Annotated in this window: 17 protein-coding genes; 11 read left to right on the top strand and 6 right to left on the bottom strand. The window is 66.6% G+C overall.

Annotated elements, in window-relative coordinates; translation table 11 throughout:
- A partial coding sequence (locus tag VFG33_RS37670; protein ID WP_325057815.1) for a LacI family DNA-binding transcriptional regulator occupies positions 1-103 on the bottom strand: 103 nt, incomplete at its 3' end.
- A gap of 121 nt (positions 104-224) precedes the next feature.
- On the opposite strand from VFG33_RS37670, the gene VFG33_RS37665 reads away from it, so the two are divergent.
- The 8 genes from VFG33_RS37665 to VFG33_RS37630 all read left to right on the top strand — a co-directional run bounded on the left by VFG33_RS37665 (position 225) and on the right by VFG33_RS37630 (position 10,263).
- Entirely contained in the window at positions 225-1,148 is a 924-nt protein-coding gene (locus tag VFG33_RS37665; RefSeq protein WP_325057814.1) for an ABC transporter permease subunit, read from the top strand.
- Positions 1,145-2,092, top strand: coding sequence for a carbohydrate ABC transporter permease (locus VFG33_RS37660; protein WP_325057813.1), 948 nt, complete (start codon positions 1,145-1,147; stop codon positions 2,090-2,092). Before VFG33_RS37665 ends, VFG33_RS37660 begins: the two co-directional genes overlap by 4 nt.
- Positions 2,093-2,192: 100 nt before the next feature.
- The gene (locus tag VFG33_RS37655) at positions 2,193-3,833 is read left to right on the top strand and encodes an extracellular solute-binding protein (protein WP_325057812.1); all 1,641 of its coding nucleotides are present in this window, start codon (positions 2,193-2,195) and stop codon (positions 3,831-3,833) included.
- Between the two features lie 4 nt (positions 3,834-3,837).
- Entirely contained in the window at positions 3,838-5,736 is a 1,899-nt protein-coding gene (locus VFG33_RS37650; protein WP_325057811.1) for a DUF2264 domain-containing protein, read from the top strand.
- Entirely contained in the window at positions 5,729-7,144 is a 1,416-nt protein-coding gene (locus VFG33_RS37645; protein ID WP_325057810.1) for a hypothetical protein, read from the top strand. Before VFG33_RS37650 ends, VFG33_RS37645 begins: the two co-directional genes overlap by 8 nt.
- 150 nt (positions 7,145-7,294) lie before the next feature.
- Positions 7,295-8,200, top strand: a complete 906-nt coding sequence (locus tag VFG33_RS37640) for an AraC family transcriptional regulator (protein WP_325057809.1) — start codon at positions 7,295-7,297, stop codon at positions 8,198-8,200.
- A gap of 131 nt (positions 8,201-8,331) precedes the next feature.
- Positions 8,332-8,775, top strand: a complete 444-nt coding sequence (locus VFG33_RS37635) for a nitroreductase/quinone reductase family protein (protein ID WP_325057808.1) — start codon at positions 8,332-8,334, stop codon at positions 8,773-8,775.
- A gap of 72 nt (positions 8,776-8,847) precedes the next feature.
- Positions 8,848-10,263: an aldehyde dehydrogenase family protein gene (locus VFG33_RS37630; RefSeq protein ID WP_325057807.1), complete on the top strand. Its 1,416-nt coding sequence runs from the start codon at positions 8,848-8,850 to the stop codon at positions 10,261-10,263.
- Between the two features lie 21 nt (positions 10,264-10,284).
- Here the strand turns inward: VFG33_RS37630 and VFG33_RS37625 are convergent, their stop codons facing one another.
- Complete coding sequence (locus VFG33_RS37625) at positions 10,285-10,875, bottom strand: TetR/AcrR family transcriptional regulator (RefSeq protein WP_325057806.1); 591 nt, start codon at positions 10,873-10,875, stop codon at positions 10,285-10,287.
- Between the two features lie 125 nt (positions 10,876-11,000).
- On the opposite strand from VFG33_RS37625, the gene VFG33_RS37620 reads away from it, so the two are divergent.
- A complete protein-coding gene (locus VFG33_RS37620; protein WP_325057805.1) occupies positions 11,001-11,744 on the top strand; it encodes an SDR family NAD(P)-dependent oxidoreductase in 744 nt (247 codons plus the stop codon).
- Between the two features lie 74 nt (positions 11,745-11,818).
- Here VFG33_RS37620 and VFG33_RS37615 read toward each other — a convergent pair whose 3' ends face one another.
- The 4 genes from VFG33_RS37615 to VFG33_RS37600 form a co-directional block, all read right to left on the bottom strand.
- Positions 11,819-13,810: a discoidin domain-containing protein gene (locus tag VFG33_RS37615; protein WP_325057804.1), complete on the bottom strand. Its 1,992-nt coding sequence runs from the start codon at positions 13,808-13,810 to the stop codon at positions 11,819-11,821.
- A complete protein-coding gene (locus VFG33_RS37610; RefSeq protein WP_325057803.1) occupies positions 13,807-15,384 on the bottom strand; it encodes a glycosyl hydrolase family 28-related protein in 1,578 nt (525 codons plus the stop codon). Before VFG33_RS37610 ends, VFG33_RS37615 begins: the two co-directional genes overlap by 4 nt.
- A 91-nt stretch (positions 15,385-15,475) precedes the next feature.
- The gene (locus VFG33_RS37605; RefSeq protein ID WP_325057802.1) at positions 15,476-16,252 is read right to left on the bottom strand and encodes an IclR family transcriptional regulator; all 777 of its coding nucleotides are present in this window, start codon (positions 16,250-16,252) and stop codon (positions 15,476-15,478) included.
- Positions 16,249-17,037 (bottom strand): NAD-dependent epimerase/dehydratase family protein, encoded by a 789-nt coding sequence (locus VFG33_RS37600; RefSeq protein WP_325057801.1) that lies wholly within the window; start codon positions 17,035-17,037, stop codon positions 16,249-16,251. The genes VFG33_RS37605 and VFG33_RS37600 overlap by 4 nt, the downstream gene beginning before the upstream one ends.
- Positions 17,038-17,206: 169 nt before the next feature.
- Here VFG33_RS37600 and VFG33_RS37595 point away from each other — a divergent pair, with 169 nt between their 5' ends.
- Complete coding sequence (locus tag VFG33_RS37595; RefSeq protein ID WP_325057800.1) at positions 17,207-18,529, top strand: ABC transporter substrate-binding protein; 1,323 nt, start codon at positions 17,207-17,209, stop codon at positions 18,527-18,529.
- Positions 18,526-19,509 carry a carbohydrate ABC transporter permease gene (locus tag VFG33_RS37590; RefSeq protein ID WP_325057799.1) on the top strand — a complete coding sequence of 328 codons (984 nt, stop codon included), beginning with the start codon at positions 18,526-18,528 and terminating at the stop codon, positions 19,507-19,509. Before VFG33_RS37595 ends, VFG33_RS37590 begins: the two co-directional genes overlap by 4 nt.
- Positions 19,510-19,539: the final 30 nt, after the last annotated feature.

The following is a 19,539-nucleotide window of genomic DNA, read 5'->3' as shown; positions in this document are numbered from 1 at the left end:
GGTTCTCCCCGGACACCCCCGGACGGCCGTTGAGGGCGAACGAGACCACGCCCTTGGACACCCCCGCGGCCCGGGCCACGTCGCTGATGGTTACACGGTTCACGGCACCCCCTGCTCCCTTCGGGTCTGCTGAACCTTATCAACTAAACCGGTATTGTCGACAGCTACCAAACCGGTATAGCGTGGCGCCTCGACAGCCACCTACCTCCGCTGGAGGACACGACATGACGAGTGAGGCAGCCCGGGTTCGGCGCCGTCCGCGCCGGGACAAGTTGCTGATCTCGCTCGGGCTGCCCGGTGCGCTGGCGCTGATCCTGTTCCAGTACCTGCCGATCCTGGGGAACGTGATCGCGTTCCAGGACTACCAGCCCTACCTGGGAATCACGGAGTCCGGCTGGGTGGGGTTCTCGAACTTCTCGTTCCTGTGGGACGGGAACTCGGAGTTCCTGAACGCGCTGACGAACACGCTGGTGCTGACGGTGGTCCAGGTCGTGCTGGTGTTCCCGGTCCCGTTGGCGTTGGCGCTGCTGCTCAACAGTCTCGCGGGAGAGCGGCTGAAGCGGCTGATGCAGTCGGTGCTGTATCTGCCGCACTTCTTCTCGTGGGTGATCGTGGTCGCGCTGTTCCAGCAGATGCTGGGGAACGCGGGGATGCTGAACACCTTCCTGATCCAGCACGACCTGCCGCAGTTCCACGTCATCGGAGTACCGGAGTTGTTCAAGGTGCTGTTGACGACGCAGGCGATCTGGAAGGACACGGGGTGGGGAACGATCATCTTCCTCGCCGCGATCTCACAGATCGACCAGGAGCAGTACGAGGCGGCCGCGGTCGACGGGGCGGGCGCGTGGAAGCGGATGCTCCACATCACGCTGCCGTCGTTGAAGGGCTTGTTCATCCTGTTGCTGATCCTGCGACTGGGCAACAGCCTGTCGGTCGGGTTCGAGCAGATCATCCTGCAGCAAGGCCCGGTCGGGTTGCCGGCCAGTGAGGTGCTGGACACCTGGGTCTACAACAACGGGGTGATCGCCGGGAACTGGGGCATGTCGGCGGCAGCCGGGCTGGTGAAGAGCGTCGTCGGGATCGCCCTGGTGATCGGCGCGAACAAACTGGCCCATCTGTTCGGGGAGCGCGGGGTGTACGAGAAATGACCACGATCGAGCAACGCGCAACTCAGCGCAGCCAGAGCGAGCCCCGGCGCCGGTCGGGGAAGCGCCCGGTGTGGATGGAGACGCCCGGTCCGCTGGTCCAAGCAGCCAAGGCCGTCGCGCTCGGAATCTCGTTGTTGCTGGTGATCATCCCGTTCTGGTCGGTGCTGGCGACGTCACTGGCCGATCAGCAGACGATCAACTCCTCTGGTGGCGGGATGGTGATGTGGCCGCACGGGTTCTCCCTGAACGCGTACTCCGCGGTCCTGTCCGGCGGTGTCGTCACCCGGGCCATGGTCATCTCGATCCTGATCACCGCGGTCGGCACGTTCGTGTCGCTGGCCACCACGGCCGGGCTGGCGTACTGGCTGTCCCGGCCCGGTGCGGCCGGAGCGAAACCGATGCTCCTGCTCGTGCTCGGTGCGGTCCTGTTCACCCCCGGTCTGATCCCGTCCTACCTGGTGGTCAAGGAGTTCCAGCTCCTCGACAACTACGCGTCCTTGATCCTGCCGGTGATGGTGAACGCGTTCAACGTGATCGTGATGCGCGCGTTCTTCCAGCAACTTCCACAAGAACTGTTCGAGTCCGCTGCGATCGACGGCGCCTCCTCCGCCACGATCCTGTTCCGGCTGGTGCTGCCGTTGTCCAAGGCCGTCCTCGCGGTCATCGGCCTGTTCTACGCGGTCTCCTACTGGAACGCGTTCTTCAACGCGATGCTCTACATCCAGACCACCGACAAGTGGCCGCTGGCCCTGGTACTGCGCACCTTCGTCGTCAACCAGTCCGCCATCGGTGGCGACCAGGTCGGCAGCGGCGAAGCGCTCCCGCCCCAACTCCCGATGCAGATGTCGATCCTCGTGATCGCCATCCTGCCGATCCTCCTCGTCTATCCCTTCCTGCAAAGACATTTCGCCAAGGGCGTCATGATCGGCGCCGTCAAAGGCTGAGCCCCACCAAGAGGCCGCAGCCAGAGACCGCAGTACTTAGAGGCCGCAGTACTTAGAGGCCGTAGTACTTCAAGGCCGCAGTACGAAAAGGAGAGCACCAATGACAGGCATCCATGTCAGCCGTCGCACCTTCTTGGCCGGCGCGGCCGGGGCGGCGGCGCTGATCGGAACCGGCTCGCTGGCCGGCTGCGGTGGCAGCAGCAACCAGGGCAACTCGTCCTCAGCCAACGCGAGCGTCAAACTACCGACCTACATCCGGTACGGCGGGGTCAAGCCCGACCTGCCCGGCACAGACGCCGGAGTCGATGCCGGATTCCGGCATTTCCCGACCAGCCGTCCCAAGTCCGTCCCGCAGAAGCCCGGCAACGGCGAAACCGTCACCGGCATGGCCAACATCTTCTACGCCATCCCGCCGGGCCGCGACCGCAACTCGTACTGGGCCGGCCTCGACGACAGGCTCGGCGTCAACCTCGATCTGCAGATGGTCAGCGCGGCCGACTGGGCGACCAAGTTCCCGACGGTGATCGCGGGCAACGACCTGCCGGACCTGATCCAGATGCTCATCGTGGCCAACTACCCGGCCCTGCTGGAGAAACGCTTCACCCGATTGGACGAGTTCCTGTCCGGCGACGCGATCAAGGACTACCCCAACCTCGCCAACATCCCGACCAGCGCCTGGAAGCAGACCGTCTACAACGGCGGGATCTACGGCATCCCCATTCCCCGCGGCCGGATCGGCAACTACAACTTCATCCGCCTCGATCTGTTCAAGGCGGCCGGAGTCTCGCCCGAGCCGAAGAGCTACGAGGAACTGGTCGAGACGACCAAGGCGCTCACGGATCCCAAGAAGCGGCGCTGGGCGCTGGCCCTGCCGGTGCAGGCTCGGCAGTTGCTCGGCCGGGTGAACGGTGAGCCGAACGTGTGGCGCGAGGAGGGCGGCAAGTTCACCCACGCGTACGAGACCCAGGAGTTCAAGCAGACGGTCAACGACCTGGTCGCGATGTGGAAGTCCGGCGTGATCCACCCGGACGCGTTCAACCCTTCGCAGCCGTTCAAGCAGTTGTTCAACGCCGGCACGGTGGCGATGGACGCGTGGGGCGGCTACACGGGCTGGACCCAGTACATCCTCGACAACCAGAACAACCCGGGCTTCGAGCTCGGGCTGATGCCGACCCACACACGCGATGGTTCCCAGCTGGCGCGCTGGACGTACGGCAGCGGCTTCTACTCGATGACCGGGCTGAAGCAGCAGGACAGCCCGGAGAAGACCAAGCTGATGCTGCGCGTGCTCAACTACCTGGCCGCGCCGTTCGGCACCGATGAGTACCTGTACCGGCTGTACGGGCAGGAAGGTGTCGATCACAACATCAACGCGGACGGTGATCCGGTACTGACCGCCAAGGGGACCACCAACACGGTGTTGCCGATCCGGTACATGGCCGACGCGCCCGGAGTGCTGTATCAAGCCGGCCGCCCCCAGGACGCTGACACTCAGCATGCCTGGCAGTCCCGGGAAATCCCTACCTGCGTTGACAATCCGGCCCTCGGGCTGTTCTCCAACACCTTCGCGTCGAAGAACACCCCCGTCGACAAGACCTTCCAGGACGGCATCAACCAGATCGTCCAGGGTCGGCAGCCCGTCTCCACCCTGGACAACCTGATCACGGTCTGGCGGCAGGGCGCCGGCGACGGGATGCGCCGGGACTACGAGGACCAACTGCAGAAGGCGGGAGGCCGCTGACCCGATGGACAGACTGCGCACGCCGCGGGCAGAGCCGATCGAGGCTCGACCGGTCGGCGTCGGCGATCGGCAGAGCCTGGTGGACGTTGCCGATCGGATGCTTCTCGGAATTCGCCCTTGGGCGAGCCCCGGACACGCTCGCTTCGATCTTCCCGGACCACCGTCTGCCTCGGGGCAGGCGAGCGACGGCATGGAAGCGTTCGCGAGATCCCTGCTGGCGGTGGGGTTCCGGCTGTCGAACACCGACCAGGATCCGCACGATCATGCCGGCTGGTACGCCGCCGGCCTGGTCGCCGGCACGGATCCCGCTTCGCCGGAGCGATGGCCGAGCCTGGCCGACCGTCCGCAAGCCCGCGTCGAGGCGGCCCTGCTCGCCATCGGGCTGTTCGAGTCCCGGCGGTGGCTGTGGGACCAGCTACCCGATGGCGCGCGGCAACGCGTCATCGACTACCTCGCCCCGTCGGCCGAGGTCTGGTACGCCGACAACAACTGGCGGTGGTTCGCCAACGTCACCCAGGCATTCTTGAGATCGGTCTCAGGCCCGTACGACGCAAGCGTGATCGATCGCAATCTCGATTTCCTGGAAACCTGCTACCTCGGCGACGGCTGGTACTCCGACGGACGGCTGGACGGCCGCGGTGGCAACGTCGACTGGTACGGCGGCTGGATGATGCACTTCTTCGCGCTCTGGTACTGCCGGATGTCTCCCGGCGTCGACGGGATCACGGAGTTGCTCGAGCGCTACCGGTCCCGCCTCGCCGGCTATCTCACCGACGCACGCTGGCTGTTCGGACCCGACGGCGCGCCGCTGTACCAGGGGCGTTCCCTGGTCTACCGCTTCGCCGCCGTCGGCGCGGTCTGGGCGGATCAGATCTTCGACGCGAAGGCGCTCGAGGCCGGCGAGTGCCGACGGATCGCCTTGGGCTCGGTCAACCACTTCGTCGACTCCGGCTGCTTCGATACCGGCCGTCTCACCCTCGGCTGGCATCGCGAGTACCTGCCGATGCGACAGCATTACTCGGGTCCGGGATCGCCGTACTGGGCAAGCCTCGGGCTCGCCGGCCTCGTCCTCGGCGAGGATCATCCGCTGTGGTCAGCGCCGGACGTCCCCGACCGGCTCGAGGGCACGCACCTGATCGCGCCGATCGGCTGGGTGGTGTCCAGATCGATGGACGACGGGATCGTGAGGGTCGCGAACCACGGTGTCGACCACTCCGGCGTACAACCGTCGATCGAGGACGCCAACTACTGTCGCCTCGCGTATTCGACGGTCACCGCGCCCGCACCCGCGGAAGAAACGCCGGCCGACCCAGATGCCCTGGGCGACAACGTGGTGGCGCTCATCGACAGCTCGGGGCGGAGATCCCAGCGCCGGCCGATCGACCTGATCGAGACCGGCGACCGGTGGGTGACGAGCCGGCACCGAGCCACGTTCGTCCGGCCCGACGATCCGGAGTCCCTCGACCGTGGGCCTTGGATCACCTGTACTTCGGTCCTCCACGGCGCCACCGAGGTCCGTATCGTCTCGGTCGAGCCCTGGTCCGTGGCTCTAGGGGACTGTCAGTTGGTCATCTCGGGCTACGCAACTCCCACGAGGCCGGCACCGGGAACTCGAACCGATCTGGATACCAGGGTTGTCGGCCTGCACGGTGAGTGGGATCACGAGACGTCGTCCCTCGGGCTCGGGAACGCGTTCGGTGAAGAGCTCACCGTCGAGTTGGTGCGCAGTACGTCACCCGTCACACCCGGCGCCATCTATGCAGCTGCTGTGGTCCTCGCCGGCTCACCAGCAGCGATTCCATCGGTCCAGGTTCGGTCGGACGAGATCGTCATCGACTGGCCGGACGGCTCTTCCAACACGATCCCCTACCCCGCCAAGCCAGACAGGGATTCCGATGAATGACACAGAGCACCCAAGCAGGCTGAGTCGCCGCACGATCCTCACTGCCGCCGCCGCAGTGACCGCCACAGCCGCCACCGCGGGCACCGCAGCCGCCCAGCCGGATCGCAAGGGTCACCGCCCAGGTTGCGGGCCCACGGCAACCACCTACTACGTCAGCAGCGCCGGATCCGACACCGCCAACGGTAAAACGCAGTCGGCCGCCTGGAAGTCCATCACCAAGCTCAACCAGGCGCTGGCCGACGGGACGATCGTCCGCGGCGACACCGTCCGCCTCCGCGCCGGCGACGAGTTCTTCGGCACCATCAACTCCATCCCCACCGCCGCGGCTACCGATCCGGTGCTGACCTTCGGTGCCTACGGTTCTGGCGCACGGCCGCGCATCAGCAACCTGAAGATCTGCAACTCGACCGCCGGCTGGACCCAGTACTCCGCCAACGTCTGGCGCATCGACCTCACGGCCGGCTCAGGCGCGTACACCGGCAACACCGGGTCGACCAACACCAACGCCGGGTTCATCCGGGTCAACGGCGTGATCAAGGCGGCGAAGTTCTTCGCCCTCGCCTCGTTGGCTGCCGACTGGGACTTCTACAACGACAGCCAGTACCTCTATGTCCGGCTCGGCAGCAACCCCGCCTCGGCCGGCGACGTCCGGGTGGCAGTCGACGGCAACCTGGTGACGGCCCAGTCGGCCGTCGCGATCAACGGTCTCGAGCTCCGGGGTTCTGGCGGGCACGGAGTCCGTACGCCGGGCCTGCAGAACAACGTCACCCTGTCGAACACGGTGATTGCCGAGATCGGCGGCTCGCAACTCATCTACACCGGCGGGCCGGCGAACACGCGGTACGGCAACGGGGTGGAGATCTGGATCGGCGGCAGCAACGTGACTGTCACCGGCTGCACCATCTCCGACGTGTACGACGTCGGCGTCACCTGCCAGGGGACGCAATCCGGCGCCCAGGTCGGCTGGAGCAACGTCCACATCACCGACTCCTCGATCATCAACTGCACCCAGTCGTTCGAGATGTGGTGCGCCGGTCCCGGTACGGCGGCCGGCAGCGGCTTCACCAACAGCTCCTTCGCGAACAACCGCTGCACCGGGGCGGGTCGCGGCTGGGGAGCGGTCGTCCGGCCGGACAAGACCGGCAAGAGCACCCACCTCCTGTTCTACGACACCCAACTTCCGTGCGCGGGTCTGAGCATCACGGGGAACACGTTCGTCGACGCCGCGCAGAACTACACGTACTTCGCCCACACCGCTCCGCCCGCGGGCATGGTCGTCGACAACAACGTGATCTCACTGCACGCGGGCACCAAGCTCGAGTACCAACGCACCGAGACCATCGAGCAGGCAGCGGCCTGGACCGCCGCCACAGGTCTCGATCAGCACAGCACGTTCAAGATCGTCTAGCAGGCGGCGCGGCGGGCGGCACCTCGGGGGTCCGTTCGTCCGGATGGCTAGGACAGCTGCCGAACTGCGCGGTCTTCATGAAACTCGCGATTCGTCGCACGATCCTCTCGCTGCGGCGGATCGCCGCGGGTTTTGTGTTGCACTGGCGACATGTCTCTGGATGAGCTTCGCAACCTGCTGGAGCGGCATGTGCGTCCTGATCTGACCACTGCCATCGACGGCGTCCGGATCTGCAGGATCGACCACAGTGTTCCGCCGCAGTCGTCGATGTCCGGCACGGTGCTGGCGGTCGTCGCCCGGGGCACCAAGCGTCTGGCACTGGGGGTTCGCGTCTTCGAGTACGGCGCTGGTCAGTACCTCGTCGCCTCGGTCGACCTCCCGGTGACAGGGCACGCCATCGACGCCGCCCCGGGCCACCCCACGCTCGGTTTCGGGATGACCCTGGAACCCGCCGCCATCGCGGAGCTGCTGCTGCAGGCCGGGCCTGGCGATCTGCCGCGATCCCCCGGCACCGCACGCCCGGGAATCGCGGTCAGTGACGCCCCGGACGAGTTGCTCGACGCTGTCGTGCGGCTGCTGCGCCTGCTCGACCGGCCGAGGGACCGGAAGGCGTTGGCCCCGCTGGTCAAGCGCGAGATCCTCTGGTGGTTGATCACCGGGGAACAAGGTGACGTCGTCCGTCAGCTCGGTTTGGCCGACAGCAGTCTGACGCACATCAGACGTGCTGTGCGGTGGATCCGGGAGAACTACTCGAAGCCCTTCCGGGTCGAGGAACTAGCACAACTTTCGGGGATGAGTGTTTCTGCCTTCCATCGAAACTTCCAAGCTGTCACGGCGATGACCCCGATCCAGTTCCAGAAGCACATCCGGCTGCAAGCGGCGAGATTGCTGCTGGCGAACAGTCCGAACGACATCACCGGAGTCGGCCACCGCGTCGGCTACGACAATGCGTCCCAGTTCAGCCGGGAGTACCGGCGCCAGTTCGGTGCCCCGCCGAGCGTTGATGCGGTGCGTCTGCGTGACGGAGCCGGTGCCACTGCCGCGGCCCTGCCGTGAAAGCCGACAGAGCGAAGAGGATTGTGTAACCACGCGAGAGGATCTTGCTGGCCTGGCGCCTGCGCCGTTGCTTTGCTGGAGATATCGGAACCGCAATGGATTCCGGGGAATCTTCCAAGCAGAGGCGGGAAATGAACGACGCTGTTGTCCGCGCCCTCGACATCGGGCCGGAGTCCGCTACGGCCGCCTACACGATCGACATCACGACACTGGGCGCGCGCAGTGGCGTCCCGCGGCGCATCGAGATCTGGTTCCATCGCGTCGACGGTCGCTGGTACCTGACCGGCGTACCCGGTCCCCGCAGCTGGTACGCGAACCTGCGCGCCAATCCACGGTTCATCGTGCATCTCAAGCACGGCGTCACGGGCGACCTGCCCGCGACCGCGGTGCCGGTCGACGAGCCGACTCGGCGACGAGTGATCACCGCGGTCCTCGACCTGCAAAACCGGCCCGACATCGCGGCGAGGGTCACCCGGCGCCAGAACCTCGACGAATGGCTCGCGCGCAGCCCGCTGGTCGAGATCGTGTTCGACGACGAGGAGCTGCGGACAGCATCCTCGGCGCCGGTCGGATAGTCCGACCCATCCGTTCTACAACCGCCGGCCACTCCGTGGTCTCGGCAGCGAAAACATGTCCAGGAGACCATCATGCAAGAGAACGTGATCAACAAAATCTACATCGACGGTGAGTTCGTCACCCCGCACGGCACGGAACTCTTCGATCTGTTCAATCCCGCCACCGGGAAGGTGATCGGACAGGTCCAGCTCGCTGACGAGGTGGACACAGAGGCGGCTGTCGCAGCGGCGAAGCGTGCGCTGCCGGCTTGGTCCGCGACCTCGAAAGAAGAGCGAATCGACGCGCTGCGCAGGCTTCAGGCCGCGGTCGCCGCGCGGAGGAACGAAATTCTGGAAGCCATCACCGTGGAGTACGGCGCGCCGGTGCACAACTCGTTCATGGTCGATTCGACCGTGACTGCGTTCGCCGACATGATCACGACGTTGGAGGGCTTCGACTTCACCCGGCAGGTCGGCAACGCGACCGTGGAGATCGCGCCGGTCGGCGTCGCCGGCCTGATCACGCCGTGGAACTCCGATCCGTTCTTCATCGCCGACAAGCTCGCGACCGCTTTGGCAGCCGGCTGCACTGTCGTCATCAAGCCCAGTGAGATGAGCGCGACCCAGACCCAGGCCATCACCCAGGCACTCCACGAAGCCGGACTGCCCAAAGGTGTCTTCAACATCGTGACCGGGCGCGGCGATGTCGTCGGGACCACCATCACCCACCACGTGGATGTCGCCAAGATCTCCTTCACCGGCTCGACCGCGACCGGCAGGGTCATCTTCCGCGAGGCGGCCGACACGTTGAAGAGCCTGACGCTCGAACTCGGCGGCAAGTCTCCGTCGATCATCCTCGACGACGCCGATCTCGACGAAGCCGTCACCGGTGCGCTCATGTCCGGTTTCGCCAACAGCGGCCAGGCGTGCGTGGCCGGCACCCGCATCCTCGTCCCGGAGAGCCGACTGGACGAGGTGCTCGCTGTCGCCACGGCGAAGATGGCTGACTTCCCCGTTGGCGATCCGCGCGACCCGGCGACCGCCATCGGTCCGATGGTGAGCGAACGGCAGTGGGAGCGGGTGCAGAGCTACATCCGTCTCGGTGTCGAGGAAGGCGCCCGGATCGTCGCCGGCGGACCCGACCGCCCCGAGGGACTTGCGGACGGGTACTACGTGCGACCGACGCTGTTCGCCGACGTCACCAACGACATGAGGATCGCGCGCGAGGAAATCTTCGGGCCGGTGCTGTCGATCCTCACCTATCGCGACGAGGACCACGCCGTTGAGATCGCCAACGATTCGGACTACGGCCTGCATGCTTATGTGTTTTCGTCCGATCCAGCGCGAGCGCACCGCATCGCGTCGCGGCTCGAGGTGGGCCGGGTGGCGATCAACGGTGGTTATGAGCCGCTGTCCCCGTTCGGGGGCTTCAAGCAGTCGGGCATCGGGCGGGAGTACGGCACCTTCGGTCTTGAGGGCTTTCTCGAACCGCGGTCCGTGATGGCCTGACCGGCATCCAACTGCGCCCGACTACGGCCGCGGTAGAACCGCTAGGGCGGTCTCGGCGATCGCCCGTAGCGAGGCGGGGCTGGCGCCGCCCTTGCCCAGCGCTTCGATCCCGCGAAGCACCGCCAGCAGGAGCCCACCGAGACGGGCGGGGTCTTGCTCCGGGGCGATGTCGCCGGCGCGCTGCGCTGCCGCGACGCACGACGAGATCAACTCATCGAGGTCCTCGAGGGTCTTGCGGGCCCTTGCCGCGACGGCCGGATCCTGTGCGGACAGCTCGGCGGTGCCCTTGGCCAGCAGACATCCGCGCAGGGTGGCATCCGCCGCGGTGGCGTCCGCCACCGCCAGCACATGTGCCCGCAGTCGCTCGTAGGCCCCGGCATCCGGGCCGGCGAGCGCCCGGCGCACGGCCTCGGTTATGCCGACGCAGTAGTCGTCGAAGACCCGAAGGAACAGTTGGTGCTTGTCACCGAAGGCGCCGTAGAGGCTCCCTTTGCCCAGGCCGGTGACCGCGGCGATGTCGTCTATCCTCGCGGCCGCGTAGCCGGTCGACCAGAACTGGTCCCTTGCGGCGCGCAGGACCTCGCCTTCATCGAAGCCTCGGGGTCGTGCCATGCGCCCACACTACCAATTCTTGACTGCCTCGTCCAGAATCGTGCTATGTTCTGGACGAGGCAGTCAAGAAAGAGTGGCTGCCCGAACACCACAGTCACTTCGAAAGGATTCGTGCGATGCGTCCCATGGATGGAAAGACGGCCCTGGTCACCGGCGCCTCCAGCGGTATCGGACGGGCGATCGCCCAGCGGTTTGCCGATGACGGCGCCCGCGTCTACCTGACCGGTCGCCGCAAGGACGAACTCGAAGCCGTGGCCGAGGAGATCGGGCCCAACGCGGTCGCCGTGCCGGGCGACGTCTCGCAGGCCGCCGACCTCGACCGGGTCATGGATGTCATCCGCGGCGACGGGCGGCTACTGGACGTCGTCGTGGCCAACGCCGGCCTGGGCGACGGCGCCCGCCTCGAGGACGTTACCGAGGAGCAGTTCGACCACGTCTTCGGCGTGAACACCAAGGGCAGCTTGCTGACCGTGCAGAAGTCGCTGCCACTGCTCGCTCAGCCCGCGTCGGTGATCCTGCTGGCCTCCTCCACCATCCATCAAGGCGCCGACCGGATGGGCATCTACGCCGCGTCCAAGGCGGCCGTGCGCAGTCTGGGCCGGACCTGGGCCGCGGAGCTGGCCCCGCGCGGAGTGCGCGTCAACGTCATCACGCCCGGTCCCATCGCCACACCCGCCATCGAAGGCCTGGCCGCCAGGCTCGGCCAGAGCGTCGACGACTTCCACGGTGCGCTCTCCTCACAGCTGCCGCTGCAACGCATGGGCCGTCCCGAAGAGGTTGCGGCGCTGGCCGCCTTCCTTGCCGGGCCGGAGAGTTCGTTCATCACCGGTGCGGAGCACTTCGTCGACGGCGGACAGATCCAGGTCTGACCAACCGTGACGAGGTGCCGCCCGCCTGGAATTGTCGGCAGCCTGGTCTTCGACGGCCGATGATTCCGATAGCGTCAGTGGATCTGGAACTCCCAGAGGGAGAAGCCGTACTGGGTGGCTCGCTGGAGACAGTTCAGCCTGACGTAGCGGGCGGTTGTCGGAGTGAAGTTCGCTGTCTCCACCCCGCCGGCGCCGGCGTTGTTCGAGTAGACGTCGCGCCAGGAGGTGCCGTTGTCGGAGACCTGGAGGGTGTAAGTCCTGGCGTACGCCGCCTCCCAGTACATGGTCGCGCCCTTGATGCTCGTCGGTGATCCCAGGTCGACCTGGAGCCAGTGGTTGTCGGTGCGCTCGGAACCCCACCGGGTCGACAGGCTGCCGTCCACCGCTTGGCCGGCGATCTCGTTCCCGGTCGAGGCGGTCGCGGGCTTGTTCAGGGCGAGATTCGGTTGCGGCTCCGGCTCGGGATCCTGCTTCGGTTTGATGGTGATGCCGCTGTAGTTGCTCCGGTCGATGATGTTCATCGCAGTCAGCGTGGTCGCCGGAGTGGTTGCCCCCGGCATCATTACGCGGTCGAAGCGCACATCGCTGATGGTCGAGGAAGAGTTGAAGCCCTTCAGTACGCCGTACGTCGTGCCCTTGTCCCTGACGGTGATGTTCTTGACGTCAACGCCTCGCACCGGCCCAGCGCCGAGCCCGCGATCCTCGACGATGAAGCGCAACCAGGTCCGGTCGTCGACGAGTTTCACTCCGATCTTCTCGATGTCGATGTTCTCGAAGTGCACTCCTGTCACCGCCGCCGAGCCGTACCTGTGGTGGATGCCCAGCCCGATCGCCGCGTCGTACACGACGCCGTTGCGGAAGGTGACGTTGTTCTGCGGTTGCAGGGCGCCCTGGCCGACCTTGAAGCCGTAGCAGCGGGTCCAGGAGATCAGGTCGTCGAACAGCACCTTCTCGATCCGTTGAGGCGCACCGGGCCAAGGCAGAGCGATGTCGGTGTCCTCGCGCCAGGTCTTGGTCGTCCACGGATCGTCGAGGCTGATGCCGATGCCGTGCCGGACGGTGACGTTCTGCGATTCGTTCACGTCCAGGGCGTCGTTCTCGCCCATGTCCAGCCGGTTGAACACCTTCACGTTGGTGAAGGTCAGGTCGCGCGACCGCGCCGTGACGATCGCCCAGGCGCCGGACTCGCGCACGATCAGGCCGTCGAAGCGGAAGCCAGTCGTTGCTATCGGCACCAGCACGTTGGCCGCGAAGTTGTACTTGCTGATCGCCTCGGAGCCGTTGCTGTCCAGGGTTCCGCGACCGTAGACACGGATGTTCGAGGAGCCGAACGCGGTCGAGATCCACCAGGTGATGTCGCGGTTCTGCGAGTCCTTGTGCCAGTGCTTGGTGTAGTCGGCCGGGTTCCCCGTGAAGCGGAACACCGCGCCTGGTTCGAGGTAGAGCGACACGTTGCTCTTCAGGAGCACATTGCCGACCTTGTAGACACCGGCCGGCACGTAGACGGTACCTCCGCCGGCCTTGGTCGCCGCATCGACAGCCCCTTGTACTGCGGCCGTAGACATCGCCGAGCCGGTCGGATCGGCACCACCCGCCACCACATTGTGGATCCGCGGTCCCGACGACGCCGGCCGATCGGTCTCGGCGGGGTCCGCGGCGATCACCAGGTCCGGGCGGCCGTCGAGCTTCACGATCAGGTATTCGTCGTTCTGCACGGTGAAGGTCAGCGTCGAGCCGTTCACCGTGCCCTGCAGACCGAGTTTGCGCGGCGAGATCGTGTAGGCGCCGATGGCCGTGTTGTTCACCTTGTGCACCGCGATCGTGGCCGAGCCCTTGCTCATCGAAAAGTGTGCGTAGTCGTACCCCGGATAGTCGACCACGTCGATCAACTTGCCGTTCACGGTCAACTCGTAGTCGGGGGACCGCTGGTAGATCGCAGGCTGCGAGTAGCTGTCGATGCGGGCGGCAGCAGTGCCAGTGGCGGCCGCGGTGGGGGAGCCTGGCATGGTTACCATCGCGAGCAAGGAGCCAAGGGCGACCACCAAGTGCAGTGCACGCCGGCTCATCGGACCCCTCCATGAAAGCTCACGACGGGCTTCTCGACGTTCGGCCCGAGCGGAATGGCGAGTTGCTCGAAGGACCGCAACGGCGTGCCCTCGATGACGATGTTGCGTAGGGTGATGTCGTTGATCGTCCCGTTGGCGTTGCCGGCGGCAAGCAATGGCTTCATCGCGCCCTGGTGCCGGACGTTGACCCGGTCGACGACGACTCCTGAGACGGGGCCGATGCCGGTGCCGCGTTCGCGAGTGTTGATCAGCAGCCAGTTCTGGTTGCCGCGGTTGTGGTCCAGCGACTCGACGTCGATGTCCTCATAGCGGATGCGGGTACAGGGCTCACTGCCGTACGCCGGATCGACCGCGATCGCCCTGGTCGCGTTGTAGACATAGCCCTTTCGGTAGGTGACATCCGTCTGCCGCGAGAAGTGGCCGTTGCCGATCTTGAACGCGGCGCAGTGGGTCCAGGCGACGATGTCCTCGAACAGCACCCGCTCGACCGGTTGCCGCGGGTGCGGCCAGCTCAGCGCCAGGTCGGTGTCCTCGGCCCAGGCCTTGGTCGAATACGGGTCGTCCTCGGAGATCGCGATCGTGTGCCGGACGATCACGTCCTGGCATTCGTTGATGTCGATCGCGTCGTTCTCGAACTGCAGCTGGGACTGGAATCCCTTGTAGTTGGTGATCCGAACGTCGGAACTCCGGCTGGGCAGCACCGCCCATGAACCGGCGTCCCGGCCGATCACGCCGTCCAGGCGGAAGCGCCGGGTGCCGAGCGGGATCAGCAGGTGGTTGAGGTAGCTGCTGTTCTTGCGCATCCGGGCACCCTGGCCGTCGATCGTGCCGCGGCCGGAGACGGTGATGTCCGACGAGCCGGGTTCGGTCGAGATCAGCCAGGTGCCGTCCATCTTGAGGCTGTCCTTCCGGAACTTCTTCGCGTAGTCGGCCGGCCGACCGGTGGCACGCAGTACAGAGCCTCCGGCCAGGTAGAGGTGTACGCGCGAGCGCAGTACGAGACTGCCGATGCTGAAGACGCCGGCCGGGACGTAGACAACCCCGCGCCCGGCCACCTGCGCTGCGTCGATCGCCGACTGGATCGCCTGGGTGGCCAAGGTCCCGCCGGTCGGGTCCGCACCGAAGTCGAGAATGTTGAAGATCCCGGGGCCGTGCGCCCGTGGCGGCGCGGTCTCTGCTGGATCGGCGGCGATGACCAGCTCCCGCAGGTCGTCGATCTTGACGATCAGGTACCGGCTGCGGTCGATGCTGAAGGTCAGCTTGTTGCCGTGGGCACGGGTTGGGATGTCCAGCGCGAGCGGGCTGACCGTGTGCGTCACGATGTCGGCGCCGACGCTGACTTCGAGCGTGACGCGGCCGTGGAAGGAGAAGTGGGCGTAGTGGTACTCGACTTCGCTGCCCGGCTCGGGTGCGAAGGTGGTGACCGGGATCGGCGTGCCGTTGACGGACAAGCTGAAGTCCACGGACACCGGATAGATGGATGGCAGGGGATAGGTCTGGACCCGGGATCGGTCGGGACCGGCGAACGCCGGCTCCCGCGCGGTGACTCCGGCGGCGGCAGTGGCTGCCGCCAACCCGAGGAAGGTGCGGCGACTGTGATGGCGGTGCACAGTGACTCCATTCGGCTGGGCGGGCTTCGCTCGGTCGGGCGGCCGCGGAGAAGTTCTAGCGGATACCTTCCGAACGGAGTGTGGTGGCGAGTTGCTGGACGTGGTCGCGGATGATCGCGGCTACTCGCGCGACCTCCTTGTCGGTACACCGGGCGATCGGGATCGAGCAGCTGATCGCGTCGGTGGCGGGGATGCGGTACGGCACCGGTACGCCGATGCAGCCGAGGCCGAGCGTGTTCTGCTCGCGCTCCAAGGCGTACCCGCGCTGCCGGATGCTCTCGAGCTCCTTGGCGAGAGCCGCGTGGGTGGTGACGGTGTTCGCGGTCAACGAGGGCAGCGGATCGGAGGGCAGCTCCAGCGAGACCTCGGTCGCGGTCAGTTCGGCGAGCAGGGCTTTGCCCAGGGACGTCGCGTGCGCGGGAAGTTGCCGACCGACGCGGCTGGTCGCGCGGGCCGGCGCGATCGCCTCGCGGGTGGCCAGATAGATGACGCTCGCGCCCTCGAGGCGCGCGTAGTGGGACGTGTAGCCGGTCTTTTCACGGATCAGCTCCAGTGTGCGGATCCCGTGCGGCAGCGCCGGATCCCGGTCCAGGTACGCGGTTCCCACCAGCAGCGCGCGGGACCCTATCCCGACCATCGCCCCTTCGTTGGTCGACTCGATCCAGCCCATCGCGATCATGGTGTGCAGTAGTTGATGCAGGCTCGACCGCGGATAGCCGGTCTGCTTGTGCAGCTCGGTGACGGACATCGGTCCGCGCGCGTCGCCGAGCACCTCCAGGATGCGCAGGCTCCGCTCGGCCGATTTGACCAGCCGGATGTCCTCGGTCGTCACCACGTGCCTCCCAGCGGGTGCTCGGCATCGATGAAGGCGCCCGCCAGCACGGCCGACGGATCCGCCCGTACGTCGGTCGCGGGGCCGATCTGGTGCTCCGCGTCGTCGAGCGGGTGGAAGCCGATCGCCTTGCCGGCGTCCAGCGAGAACCAGCCGCGGGTGTTGTCCGACACCGCCCAGACGATGTGATGGCCAGGCCCCTCGAGGACGGCGACGGCCTCGACCAGCCGGGCCAGATCATCTGGCGACACCCAGGTGGACAGGGTCCGTCCGCCGGTCCCGATCGTCTCTGCGACCGTGCAGATCCGGGCGGAGACCACGGTGAGGCCGAAGCGATCGGCGTACAGGCTGCCGAGTGCTTCGAGGGTCACCTTGCCGACGCCGTAGTACGTGTCGGGCCTGGGCTGCAGCACCGGGGCGTCGGCGGCGTCCGCAGCCCGGACGTACCCGGTCGCGTGCAGGGAACTGGCGAGCAGGATCCGCGGTACGCCGGCGCGATGGGCTGCCTCCAGTACGGCGTACCCGCCCTGGATGTTGGTCTCGAGGATCTGTTGCCACGGGCGCTCGGCGGAGTGGCCGCCGAGGTGGATGACCAGGTCGGCGCCGCGGAAGGCCTCGGTCATGGCGTCGAGGTCGGTGATCGAGGCCTCGACGAATTCCTCGGCGGCGTGCAGTTCGTCGATCCCGGCGACGTCGATCAGCCTCAGCGTGCGGTCGGAACGCGCCAGCCGGGGGCGGACCAAGCGGCCGACCAGACCGGCTGCTCCGGTGATCACGATCAGCACCGCGTCTCCCTCCGTGGTGGCCGGATCCGGACACCGCCATGTTTCTATCCGTTGACAGATACGTGAACAAGCTAATACGTTTCGAAGTGTTCCGCCAGTATGTATCGTATTCACATATGTGAATGCGCAGAGAAGGACCACAGAAGGCTTCGAAGGGATGGGACTGACCATGAGGATTTCGTCGGCGAAGAGGGCCGCAGCCGCCCTGTCCGCGATGGCCCTGGTCGGCTCGCTGAGCGCCTGCGGGGGCGACGACGGCAAGAGCTCCGACAGCAGCAAACCGCTGGAGGTCTGGTCGCGCAGCGCGCCGGACCCGGCGAAGACGTACGAGGCGATCCTGGCCGCCTTCACGCAGAAGACCGGGATCAAGGTCGACTACCAGGGCGTGATCGAGTTCGACACGCAGTTGCAGGCGCGGGCCTCGTCCAAGGACCTGCCGGACGTCTGGATCAACGACGCCGGTCTGCTGGGTTCCTACCAGTCGCAGGGCTACGTCACCAAGGTCGAGAAGGGCGACATCGCCGGCAGCGACCAGATCACCGACGAGACCTGGGCGCAGAACCAGGGGCTCGACGGCGCGACGTACGGGGTCCCGTTCTCCCGCCAGTCCTTCGCGACCGTGGTCCGGTCGGACTGGCGCAAGAAGCTCGGGCTGCCGGTGCCGAAGACCTGGGACGAGCTCGCGGCGCTCGCGAACGCCTTCGCCACCAAGGATCCGGACGGCAACGGCAAGGCCGACACCTACGGCATGGTGGTCCCGGGCTCGAGCAAGCGGGGCTACATCGGCTGGTGGGCTTCGTCGTACATCTGGCAGGCCGGTGGCGACATCGTCGAGAAGGCCGGCGACACGAAGTACAAGTCGGTGATCAACTCGCCGCAGACCAAGACCGCGCTGGAGTGGGTCCGCAAGCAGTTCTGTACGCCGGGCAACGTGGTGCCGGGATCGCTGAACCTGACCACCTCGGACACGCCGTTCTTCGGCGAGGGCACGGCGGGGATCTACCTGACCGGGCCGTACACCTTCAGCGGGTACGACAAGGCACCCGGCAAGGACAAGTACGAGGTGATCCCGATGCCGAAGGGCCCGGTCGGTACGACGACGCTGGCCGAAGGCGAGAACATCTACTTCGGCGCCGGTTCGGACAAGACCGCCGAGCAGAAGGCGCTGGCCGAGTTCCTGATCTCGCCGGACGCGCAGAAGATCGGGATGGCCCCGGACGGGGCGGCCCAGCCGGTGGTCCGGCTCCCGGTGAACAAGACGCTCGATGCCGGTGCGGTGCGCAATGACCCGCGGTGGAAGCTGGTCCAGGACGAGTACACCGCGAACTCGAAGGCGTTCGTCTGGTCGATCAACTTCCAGCCGATCCGCCAGGCTCTCGGTGAGGGCATCAACAAGATGATGTCGAGTTGCTCCAGCGATCTGGACGCGGGCCTGAAGTCGCTCGACCAGGCGATCAACGCCGAACTCAAGTCGCAGGATCTCGCCGAGTGACGTCGCCCATCAACACGCTGTGGGAGCGTGCCGGGCAGGCCGTGAAACCGCGGCCTGCCGGGCACGCGGTGAAGCCACGGCCTGGCGCGGCGGCCGCCCGGCGTCCGCCCGCCGTACTGCGCGGCTCGTCCTGGTTGCCGTGGATGTTCCTGGCGCCGGCGCTGCTGTTCGCGGCAGTGTTCAAGTTCATCCCGATGGTCGAGGGCATCCGGATGAGCCTGTACAAGGTCCAGCCGTTCCTCGGCAACGAATGGGTGGGGCTGCAGAACTACGCCACGGTCCTCACCGACCAGCGGTTCCTCGATGCTCTCGGCCACACCCTCGTGCTGGGCGTCGGTCAGACGGTCGGCGCGCTGGTGGTCGGCTTCGGGCTCGCGCTGCTGCTCGAGGGACAGGCCCGGTCGCTCTGGGTGCTGCGGACCGCGGTGTTCCTGCCGGTGGTCACCGCCGTCGCCGTGATCGGCGAGGTCTGGCGGATCCTCTACTTCCCCACCGACGCGGGCTTCGTCAACCAGATCCTCGCGACGTTCGGTCTCGGGCCGTTCAGCTTCCTGAGCTCGCCGGACTCCGCGCTCGGGTCGGTGATGGCGGTCGGCATCTGGTCCGGCGCGCCGTACGACATGGTGATCATCCTGGCCGGACTGGCCGGGATCGACCGCACGCTGTACGAAGCCGCCGCGGTCGACGGCGTCAACCGGCGGCAGCGGTTGCGCCACATCGTCCTGCCGGGATTGCGGCCGGCGCTCACGGTGGTGCTGACGCTGGCGGCGATCCGGGGCCTGCGGATCTTCACCGAGGTCTACGTCCTCACCGGTGGTGGACCGGCCGGATCGACCGAGGTCTGGATGACCCGGGTGTACTCGCTCGGTTTCGAGCGCAACGATCTCGGCGTCGCCTCCGCGGCCTCGATGCTGCTGCTCTTCGTCACCGCGCTCCTCACGATCGCCGTCCGGCTGATCACCAGACGACGGGAGGCGTGATGAGCAACCCCACGAAAAGCAAACCAGCCC

This window comes from Kribbella sp. (assembly GCF_035687465.1).
GTDB lineage: Bacteria > Actinomycetota > Actinomycetes > Propionibacteriales > Kribbellaceae > Kribbella.
The sequence above is the reverse complement of the archived record's forward strand: the minus strand, read 5'-3'. Positions and strand labels throughout refer to the sequence as shown.

What these genes read in the sequence shown, in the direction of transcription:
- VFG33_RS37665 (WP_325057814.1), top strand. Translation starts at nt 225, where the DNA reads ATGACGAGTGAGGCAGCCCGGGTTCGGCGCCGTCCGCGCCGGGACAAG.
- VFG33_RS37660 (WP_325057813.1), top strand. Translation starts at nt 1,145, where the DNA reads ATGACCACGATCGAGCAACGCGCAACTCAGCGCAGCCAGAGCGAGCCC.
- VFG33_RS37655 (WP_325057812.1), top strand. Translation starts at nt 2,193, where the DNA reads ATGACAGGCATCCATGTCAGCCGTCGCACCTTCTTGGCCGGCGCGGCC.
- VFG33_RS37650 (WP_325057811.1), top strand. Translation starts at nt 3,838, where the DNA reads ATGGACAGACTGCGCACGCCGCGGGCAGAGCCGATCGAGGCTCGACCG.
- VFG33_RS37645 (WP_325057810.1), top strand. Translation starts at nt 5,729, where the DNA reads ATGAATGACACAGAGCACCCAAGCAGGCTGAGTCGCCGCACGATCCTC.
- VFG33_RS37640 (WP_325057809.1), top strand. Translation starts at nt 7,295, where the DNA reads ATGTCTCTGGATGAGCTTCGCAACCTGCTGGAGCGGCATGTGCGTCCT.
- VFG33_RS37635 (WP_325057808.1), top strand. Translation starts at nt 8,332, where the DNA reads ATGAACGACGCTGTTGTCCGCGCCCTCGACATCGGGCCGGAGTCCGCT.
- VFG33_RS37630 (WP_325057807.1), top strand. Translation starts at nt 8,848, where the DNA reads ATGCAAGAGAACGTGATCAACAAAATCTACATCGACGGTGAGTTCGTC.
- VFG33_RS37625 (WP_325057806.1), bottom strand. Translation starts at nt 10,875, where the DNA reads ATGGCACGACCCCGAGGCTTCGATGAAGGCGAGGTCCTGCGCGCCGCA.
- VFG33_RS37620 (WP_325057805.1), top strand. Translation starts at nt 11,001, where the DNA reads ATGGATGGAAAGACGGCCCTGGTCACCGGCGCCTCCAGCGGTATCGGA.
- VFG33_RS37615 (WP_325057804.1), bottom strand. Translation starts at nt 13,810, where the DNA reads ATGAGCCGGCGTGCACTGCACTTGGTGGTCGCCCTTGGCTCCTTGCTC.
- VFG33_RS37595 (WP_325057800.1), top strand. Translation starts at nt 17,207, where the DNA reads ATGAGGATTTCGTCGGCGAAGAGGGCCGCAGCCGCCCTGTCCGCGATG.